Source organism: Trebonia sp., from assembly GCF_049794275.1.
In the GTDB taxonomy this organism is placed as follows: Bacteria; Actinomycetota; Actinomycetes; order Streptosporangiales; family Streptosporangiaceae; genus Trebonia.
Genome location: NZ_JBARCR010000548.1, coordinates 1 through 6114, shown reverse-complemented (window position 1 = coordinate 6114; position 6114 = coordinate 1). Strand labels below are relative to the sequence as shown.

8 protein-coding genes are annotated in these 6114 nt (G+C 71.3%); 6 read left to right on the top strand and 2 right to left on the bottom strand.

The annotated features are described in order from the left end of the window. From WA805_RS15065 to WA805_RS15040, 6 genes are all read left to right on the top strand, one after another. On the top strand, positions 1 to 520 hold a 520-nt coding region (locus WA805_RS15065), incomplete at its 5' end, for an ATP-binding cassette domain-containing protein (protein ID WP_425242627.1). After that, a complete protein-coding gene (locus WA805_RS15060; protein WP_422322926.1) occupies positions 517 to 1599 on the top strand; it encodes an ABC transporter permease in 1083 nt (360 codons plus the stop codon). The genes WA805_RS15065 and WA805_RS15060, both read left to right, overlap by 4 nt. Next, positions 1596 to 2918 (top strand): enolase C-terminal domain-like protein, encoded by a 1323-nt coding sequence (locus WA805_RS15055; RefSeq protein WP_422289863.1) that lies wholly within the window; start codon positions 1596 to 1598, stop codon positions 2916 to 2918. Before WA805_RS15060 ends, WA805_RS15055 begins: the two co-directional genes overlap by 4 nt. Positions 2919 to 3013: 95 nt before the next feature. Next, positions 3014 to 4033: an aldo/keto reductase gene (locus WA805_RS15050; RefSeq protein WP_422339641.1), complete on the top strand. Its 1020-nt coding sequence runs from the start codon at positions 3014 to 3016 to the stop codon at positions 4031 to 4033. After that, positions 3966 to 4346, top strand: a complete 381-nt coding sequence (locus WA805_RS15045) for a nuclear transport factor 2 family protein (protein ID WP_422339642.1) — start codon at positions 3966 to 3968, stop codon at positions 4344 to 4346. Before WA805_RS15050 ends, WA805_RS15045 begins: the two co-directional genes overlap by 68 nt. Beyond that, entirely contained in the window at positions 4339 to 4791 is a 453-nt protein-coding gene (locus WA805_RS15040; RefSeq protein ID WP_422289859.1) for a molybdopterin-dependent oxidoreductase, read from the top strand. The genes WA805_RS15045 and WA805_RS15040 overlap by 8 nt, the downstream gene beginning before the upstream one ends. 42 nt (positions 4792 to 4833) lie before the next feature. Here WA805_RS15040 and WA805_RS15035 read toward each other — a convergent pair whose 3' ends face one another. Together WA805_RS15035 and WA805_RS15030 are read right to left on the bottom strand one after the other, a co-directional pair. Further along, on the bottom strand, positions 4834 to 5670 hold the full coding sequence (locus WA805_RS15035) for an SAM-dependent methyltransferase (RefSeq protein WP_425242626.1): 837 nt from the start codon (positions 5668 to 5670) through the stop codon (positions 4834 to 4836). A 9-nt stretch (positions 5671 to 5679) separates the two neighbouring features. Continuing rightward, positions 5680 to 6114, bottom strand: a 435-nt coding sequence (locus WA805_RS15030) for a hypothetical protein (RefSeq protein ID WP_425242625.1), incomplete at its 5' end; no start/stop codon positions are given.

The following is a 6114-nucleotide window of genomic DNA, read 5'->3' as shown; positions in this document are numbered from 1 at the left end:
GCGCGCGGGCATCGGGTACATCCCCGAGGACCGGCAGGCCGACGGGTTCGTGCCGCTGCTCGGCGTGGCCGAGAACATCACGATGGCGATCGTGGACAGGCTCGCGCGGTTCGGGCTGGTGTCGCCCCGCGGCAGGGAAGCCAGGGCCGCGCCGCTGGCCCGCCGGCTGTCGCTGGTATCTGCCGGGCTCGGCCAGCCGGTCGGCGAGCTGTCCGGCGGCAACCAGCAGAAGGTAACCGTCGCCAGGGCCCTCGCCCGCGACCCGAAGCTGATCGTGGCGATCACCCCGACCAGGGGCGTGGACGTGGCATCCAAGGAGCTGCTGCTCGGCGAGCTTGACCGGGCCGCCGCGGCCGCGGGTGCCAGCTTGCTGCTGGCCACCGACGAGCTGGACGACCTGGTGATCTGCGACCGGGTGATCGTGCTGGTCCGCGGCGAGATCTTCACCGAGTTCACCGATCCGCCCTTCGACAGGGAGCGGCTGATCGCGGCCACCGAGGGCATGGGAGCGGCAGCATGAGCGAGCCGGAGGGGCGCGGTGCCGCTCCCGGTCAGACGCAGGAGCGCGGGACGAGCGACGAGACCAGCCTTGACCTGCCCCGGCGGCAGGCGGGCGGCCGCGCGAGTGCCGCCGCGATCTCGTGGATCCGCGAGGCCGCACTGCTGCCCGTGCTCGCCGTGCTGCTGCTCGTCGGCGCCGTCCTCAACAGCCATTTCCTGACGGTCTCCAACATCACCGGCATCGGCCAGCAGGCGTCCGCGCTCGGCGTCGTCGTGGTCGGCGAGTCGCTGATCCTGCTGATTGGCAGCCTGGACCTGTCCCTGGAGGCGACCTACGGCCTGGCCCCGATGCTCGCGGCCTGGCTGATCGTCCCTGTCGCGTCGTTCGGCAGCGGCACCGAGCTCAACCCCTTCCTGGGCATCCTGCTGGTGTTCGCCGTCGGCGCGGTGATCGGCCTGGTCAACGGGCTGCTGATCGTTAAGGGCCGGCTGAACGGCTTCATCGTGACGCTCGGCATGACGATCCTGCTCGCGGGCATCCAGGACGGCATCGTCAAGGGCCAGTCCCCGTTCAACTGGCCGACGGCGTTCGGCTGGCTCGGTTCTGCCAACTTCGGCGTGGTTCCGGTGTCCCTCATCGTCGCGGTGGCTGTCTTCGTGATCACCGGCCTGTTCCTGCGGTATCACCGGTTCGGCAGGGCGATCTACGCGGTGGGCGGCAACCTGGCCGCGGCGCGGGCGGCCGGCATCAGGGTGGACCGGGTGCGGATCTGGGTATTCGTGGCCGGCAGCGTGCTCGGCGCGCTCGGCGGCCTGATGGAGGCGGGCCGGGTCTCGTCGGTAGCGTCCACGCAGGGCTACGGCGAGGGCATCATCTTCACCGTGTTCGCGGCCGCGGTGATCGGCGGCGTGTCGCTGCGCGGCGGCCGGGGGAACATGGTGGGCGCCGCGTCCGGGGTCATCCTGCTCAGCCTCGTGCAGAACCTGCTTGACCTGGAGAACGCGCCGAACTACTGGATCGACGCGATCGACGGCGGCGTGATCCTGTTCGCCCTGATCCTGGCGCGGGTCATCGGCGGCGAAGCGGCCGCGGAATGAGCAAGATCACCGGCCTGGACACATTCGACGTCCGGTTCCCCACCTCACGGACGCTGTCCGGGTCGGACGCGATGAACGAGGCACCGGACTACTCGGCCGCGTACGTCGTGGTGCGGACCGACGCGACGGCGCCCGACGGCGGGGAGCTGGCCGGGTACGGGTTCGCGTTCACGATCGGCCGCGGCAACGAAGTCCAGCTCGCCGCGATCCGCGCGCTCGAGCCGTTCCTGGCCGGCCAGGATCTCGACGCGATCACCGGCGAGCCTGGCGACCCCGTCGCGCTTGGCGACCTGTACCGGCGGCTGGTCACCGACAGCCCACTGCACTGGCTGGGCCCAGCGTGCGGTGTCATCCACATGGCGACCGGCGCGGTGCTGAACGCCTGCTGGGACCTGGCCGCCCGGCGGGCGGGCATGCCGCTGTGGCTGCTGCTCGCGTCGCTGTCGCCCGAACAGCTCGCCGACCTCGTGGACTTCCGCTACCTGGCGGACGCGCTCACCCGCGACCAGGCGGTCGGACTACTCGAACGGGCCCTGGACGGCCGGGCGGAACGGATCGCGGCGCTGTGCCGCGACGGCTACCCGGCGTACTCGACGGCGCCGGGCTGGCTCGGCTATTCGGACGAGCTGCTCGCGGCGCTCTGCGATGAAGCCGTCAGGGACGGGTTCAAGCAGGTCAAGGTAAAGGTGGGCGCCAGCGTCACGGACGACAAGCGCAGGCTGGCGATCGCCCGCGAGACGGTCGGGCCGGACATCGGCATCGCGATCGACGCCAACCAGGTGTGGGATGTGCCGACCGCGGCCGGCTGGGTGCGGGAGCTCGCGCAGTTCCGGCCGGCCTGGATCGAGGAGCCGACCAGCCCGGACGACATCCTCGGCACGGCCGCGATCCGGCGCGCCGTCGCCCCGATCCTGGTCGCGTCCGGTGAGCACGTCGCGAACCGGGTGCTGTTCAAGCAGCTGCTGCAGGCCCAGGCTATTGATGTGATGCAGATCGACGCGTGCCGGGTCGCCGGCGTGAACGAGAACATCGCCAACCTGCTGCTCGCCGCGAAGTTCGGCGTGCCGGTCTACCCGCACGCCGGCGGCGTCGGGCTGTGCGAGATCGTCCAGCACCTGTCGATGTTCGACTACGTGGCGGTGTCGGGCACGCCGCGGATGATCGAGTGGATCGATCACCTGCATGAGCACTTCGAGGCGCCTGCCGTCGTGTCCGGCGGCTACTACGCCGCACCGGAAGCACCGGGCGCGTCCACCCGGATGCGGCCGGAGTCCGTCGCCGAGTACACCTACCCGGACGGTGCCGCGTGGCGGAGCTAGCCAAGGGGGGACACCCCCCTGCGACCCCGCCGGGGCTAGCCAAGGGAGGACACCCCCCTGCGACCCCCCAGGGGCTGAGCCAGGACCCGTTCGAGTTGTCCGCTTCGCCGCGTCAGCCGCTGGTCTTCGGCGGCGCGCCGATCGGCGGCCTGTACGAGCCGGTCAGCGACGCCGACGCGGCCGCCACGCTGGCGGCCGCGTGGGACGCGGGGATCCGCGCGTTCGACACCGCGCCGCACTACGGGGTGGGCCTGTCGGAGCAGCGCCTCGGCGATTTCCTGGCGGGCCGCCCGCGATCGGAGTTCGCGATCTGCACGAAGGTCGGCCGGCGGCTGGTGCCCGCGTCAGGCCCGGTAGAGGGCGTCGACGAGTTCTACGGCACCCCGGCGCTGTCCCGGGTGCGCGACTACAGCGCGGACGGGGTGCGCAGGTGCCTGGAAGACAGCCTGCGGCGGCTCCGGCTGGACCGGGTGGACATCGCGCTCATCCACGACCCTGACGACTTCATGACGCAGGCGCTGGATTCGGCCTACCCGGCGCTGGCCGGGCTCCGCGCGGCAGGCGTGGTCGGCGCGATCGGCGTCGGGATGAACGCCGCGGCGCCGCTGGCCTGGTTCGTCTCCCGGGCGGACCTGGACTGCGTGCTCGTGGCCGGACGCTACTCGCTGCTCGACACGTCCGCCGCCGCCGAGCTGCTGCCGCTGTGCGCCGACCGCGGCGTGCAGGTGCTCGCGGGCGGCGTGTTCAACAGCGGCATCCTGGCCGACCCGCGAGACGGCGCGTACTACGACTACGCCCCCGCCCCGGCCGAGGTGCTGGCGCGGGCCCGGCGCATCAGGGATATCTGCGCCGCCTACAGCGTGCCAGTCGGCGCGGCGGCGCTGCGCTTCACGCTGCGCCATCCGGCGGTGACGGCGGCCGTGGTCGGCGCCCGCTCGGCCGCGGAGATCAGCACCGACGCGTCGTACCTGACCCTGGACATCCCCGACGAGCTGTTCGCGGCCCTCGCGACCGTATTACCCCAGGCCGGCATGGGATCATTGCCGCATGGATCACGATGCGGCGATTGTGTTCGCGGAACAGTGGGTCAGGGACTGGAACGCGCACGACATTGACGCACTGCTCACGCACTTCACCGACGACATCGTCTTCACCTCACCGGTGGCTGTGCGACTGTTCGGCGGCGACGGGGTGATCCGGGGTAAGGAGGCCCTGCGGAAGTACTGGGCTGAGGGCGTCCGGCTGATCCCGGACCTCCGGTTTGAGGTGCTGGCCGTCTACGCCGGCATCAGCACCCTGGTCATCAACTATCGCAACCAGGCCGGAGGTGTGGTCTGCGAGGTTCTCACGTTCGACGGCCCCCTGGTAAGGGAGGGTCACGGCACGTACCTCGCGCAGGCCCCCACCGGACTGGAGGACCATGACTGACAGCGTCTCGCTGTCAATAGGCGGCGACGTCGAGCGGCCGGCTTGCCTCGCACTGGCGGAGCTGCGCGCTCTGATGGACGCCGAGCTGGTCGCTGACTTTCACTGCCGCGAGGGCTGGAGCCGGCTCGGTGAGCGGTGGCGCGGAGTGCGGCTCAGGACCTTGCTCGTGCTCGCTGGTGCCGCTGACGCGGCCGGCTATGTCACGGTCGGCTCCGGCGAGTACACCGCGGTGCTCACCCGCGGGCAGGCGGAGGATGGCCGGGTGCTCCTCGCGCTCGAGCACGAAGGAGCCGCGAGCCCCCGGCGCGCCGGCTTCCCGCGGCTGGTAGGCCCCGCCGAGTGGGACTGCTTTCTGAGCGTCAAGTCGGTGGACCGGATAGAGGTAACCCGCGAGCCTCAGCAGGCGACCGCGGCCGCGATTGCACTCGCCAGGCTCGAGCGCTAAGCGACCACCGCGCGTGCGGCCGCGCCCGTGAGCGCCGGTGCACTAGCGTTTACGGGCGACTCCGCACCAGGCTGTCACCTGAGCCGGGCTGAGAACGCCCGGCTCAGGCCGCCATTGCTGAGGCTGCACTACGCCCGGCTCGAGCAGTTCCAGCCCGTCGAAGAAGCGCGTGACCGCGGCCAGGTCCCGCATGGTCGCCTTCGGCCCGCTCATGCGCTGATTGACCCGGCTGATCATTTCGGCCATCTGGGCCGTGCGGATGTCGCTGGCCGGGTGCGAAAGCACGACGTAGCTGCCGGAAGGCAGCGCGCGCAGCAAGTCGGCCACGATGTCGTATGGGTTGTCGGCGTCGGGGATCAGGTGCAAGACGATCAGCAGCATCAGCGCGACTGGCTCGCCGAAGTCCAAGGTCCGCGCCGCCGCCCGCAAGATAGCCGGCGCGTCGCGAAGATCGGCTTCGAGGTAGGCTGTCGCGCCTTCGGGGGTGCTTGTGAGCAGGCCCTGGGCATGGGACAGCACGACCGGGTCATTGTCCACGTACATGATCCGCGCCTCAGGGGTGACCGCCTGCGCCACCTCGTGCGTGTTGCTGGCCGTGGGCAGCCCGGTGCCGATATCCAGGAACTGGCGGATTCCGCGCTCTTCCGCCAGGCAGCGCACCGCGCGGATCAAGAACGCGCGGTTCGCCCGCACGTCCGTCACGATTCCCGGATTGGCGGCAATCGCCTGCTCGGCTGCCTCCCGGTCAGCGGCGAAGTTGTCCTTGCCGCCGAGCCAGTAGTTGTACACCCGAGCCGGATGAGCGTGCTGGGTATCCAGCTCAGGCCCGTTGTCCCGGACGGGAGATTCCTCGGACCAGCTTCCGGTCTGTCTGGACATGGGGTGATACTAACGCTCGGCCGCCGGGAACGGCGGTGGCACCACCCGCAGGCCACCCAGCTGGCCGGACGGCTCGAAGCCGATCCGCACGGCGACCGCGTCGCGGGCGAAGGCGATCGTGACGTCGGCGACGACGTGGCCCGGCGATCCCTGGCAGCGGACCGTGACCTGGCCCGCCGGGCCGAGGTGCTGCGTCCTGGTGCGCCAGGCCCGCTCCACTCGCTCCGCGGGCACGTGGCTCTGGAACGTGGCCGACCCGAGGGCGTGGACGTCCGCGGTCCGCCCGTCGAGCAGCAGCCGGACGACCTCGCGGGCGCGGTCCTCCCATTCGGGTCCTGGCGGCTGCGGCCGGGCCGGGCGCGGGTCGTCGCCGGCCAGGGCCAGCAGTCCCGCCCGGCCGAGCGCCGTCGAGTAGCCGACTCCGCTGCTGACCAGCATCGCGAC

Coding starts and splice junctions, on each gene's coding strand:
- WA805_RS15060 (WP_422322926.1), top strand. CDS start 517: ATGAGCGAGCCGGAGGGGCGCGGTGCCGCTCCCGGTCAGACGCAGGAG.
- WA805_RS15055 (WP_422289863.1), top strand. CDS start 1,596: ATGAGCAAGATCACCGGCCTGGACACATTCGACGTCCGGTTCCCCACC.
- WA805_RS15045 (WP_422339642.1), top strand. CDS start 3,966: ATGGATCACGATGCGGCGATTGTGTTCGCGGAACAGTGGGTCAGGGAC.
- WA805_RS15040 (WP_422289859.1), top strand. CDS start 4,339: ATGACTGACAGCGTCTCGCTGTCAATAGGCGGCGACGTCGAGCGGCCG.
- WA805_RS15035 (WP_425242626.1), bottom strand. CDS start 5,670: ATGTCCAGACAGACCGGAAGCTGGTCCGAGGAATCTCCCGTCCGGGAC.